Below are 2,052 nucleotides of genomic sequence, written 5' to 3'. Positions count from 1 at the left end.
GGCGCAGGCGCGCATCGCCGCCCGCAAGGCGCGAGAGTTGGTGCGGCGTAAGAGCGCAACCGACTTGGGCGGTCTGCCAGGCAAGTTGGCCGACTGCCGTTCCACCGACCCGAAACGCTCGGAACTGTATGTGGTGGAGGGTGATTCGGCCGGCGGCTCGGCGAAGAGCGGTCGCGACTCGATGTTCCAGGCGATCCTGCCGCTGCGCGGCAAGATCATCAACGTCGAGAAGGCCCGCATCGACCGGGTGCTGAAGAACACCGAAGTCCAGGCAATCATCACCGCGCTGGGCACCGGCATCCACGACGAATTCGACCTCACCAAGCTGCGCTACCACAAGATCGTGCTGATGGCCGACGCCGACGTGGACGGCCAGCACATCTCCACGCTGCTGCTGACGCTGTTGTTCCGGTTCATGCGGCCGCTGATCGAAAACGGCCACGTGTTCCTGGCGGCGCCGCCGCTGTACAAGCTGAAGTGGCAGCGCAGCGAGCCCGAGTTCGCCTACTCCGACCGCGAGCGCGACGGTCTCATCGAGGCGGGCAGGAAGGCCGGCCGGAAAATCAATGCCGAAGACGGTATCCAGCGGTACAAGGGTCTCGGTGAGATGGACGCTAAGGAGTTGTGGGAAACCACGATGGACCCCTCGGTGCGGATCCTGCGCCAGATCACCCTCGACGACGCCGCCGCGGCCGACGAGTTGTTCTCGATCCTGATGGGCGAGGACGTCGAGGCGCGCCGAAGCTTCATCACCCGCAACGCCAAAGACGTTCGCTTCCTTGACGTCTGACACCGCGACTACTCCCCCAACTGAAATCTCTCGGATGAGGAATAGATGACAGACACCACGCTGCCACCCGGCGGCGAAGCCGGCGACCGGGTCGAACCAGTCGACATCCAGCACGAGATGCAGCGCAGCTACATCGATTACGCGATGAGCGTGATCGTCGGCCGCGCACTACCCGAAGTGCGCGACGGCCTCAAGCCGGTGCACCGCCGGGTGCTCTACGCGATGTTCGACTCCGGGTTCCGCCCGGACCGCGGCCACGCCAAGTCGGCGCGGTCGGTCGCCGAGACGATGGGTAACTACCACCCGCACGGCGACGCGTCGATCTATGACACCTTGGTCCGGATGGCGCAGCCGTGGTCGCTGCGCTACCCGTTGGTCGACGGGCAAGGAAACTTCGGCTCGCCGGGCAACGACCCGCCGGCGGCCATGAGATACACAGAAGCGCGGCTCACCCCGCTCGCCATGGAGATGCTACGTGAAATTGACGAGGAGACAGTCGATTTCATTCCCAACTACGACGGCCGTGTGCAAGAGCCGACGGTGCTGCCGAGCCGGTTCCCCAACCTGCTCGCCAACGGGTCGGGCGGTATCGCGGTCGGCATGGCGACCAACATCCCGCCGCACAACCTGCGCGAGTTGGCCGCAGCCGTCTACTGGTGCCTGGACAATCACGAGGCCGACGAAGAGGCCACCTTGGCCGCGGTCTGCGAGCGGGTCAAGGGCCCGGACTTCCCCACCCACGGTCTGATCGTCGGATCGCAGGGCATTCACGACGCGTACACCACCGGCCGCGGCTCGATCCGGATGCGCGGAGTCGTTGAGGTAGAAGAAGATTCGCGCGGCCGCACCTCGCTGGTGATCACCGAGCTGCCGTATCAGGTCAACCACGACAATTTCATCACCTCGATCGCCGAGCAGGTCCGCGACGGCAAGCTGGCCGGCATCTCCAACATCGAGGACCAGAGCAGCGACCGGGTCGGCTTGCGCATCGTCGTGGAGATCAAGCGCGACGCGGTGGCCAAGGTAGTGCTGAACAACCTCTACAAGCACACCCAGCTGCAGACCAGCTTCGGCGCCAACATGTTGTCGATCGTCGACGGGGTGCCGCGCACGCTGCGCATCGACCAGATGATCCGCCACTACGTCGAGCACCAACTCGACGTGATCATCCGGCGGACCACCTATCGGCTGCGTAAGGCCAACGAGCGCGCGCACATCTTGCGCGGTTTGGTGAAAGCCCTTGACGCACTTGACGAAGTCAT

The 2,052-nt window shown here is 64.6% G+C and carries 2 protein-coding genes; both read left to right on the top strand.

The annotated features are described in order from the left end of the window. Window positions 1-790: toprim domain-containing protein (locus VGH54_RS27615; protein WP_331515314.1), on the top strand; the 790-nt coding region annotated here is incomplete at its 5' end. A 45-nt stretch (window positions 791-835) separates the two neighbouring features. Next, the coding region (locus tag VGH54_RS27610) for a DNA gyrase subunit A (RefSeq protein ID WP_331515313.1) at window positions 836-2,052 on the top strand (1,217 nt) is incomplete at its 3' end.

The sequence above is a fragment of the Mycobacterium sp. genome (genome assembly GCF_036488105.1).
GTDB lineage: Bacteria > Actinomycetota > Actinomycetes > Mycobacteriales > Mycobacteriaceae > Mycobacterium.
The sequence above is the reverse complement of the archived record's forward strand: the minus strand, read 5'-3'. Positions and strand labels throughout refer to the sequence as shown.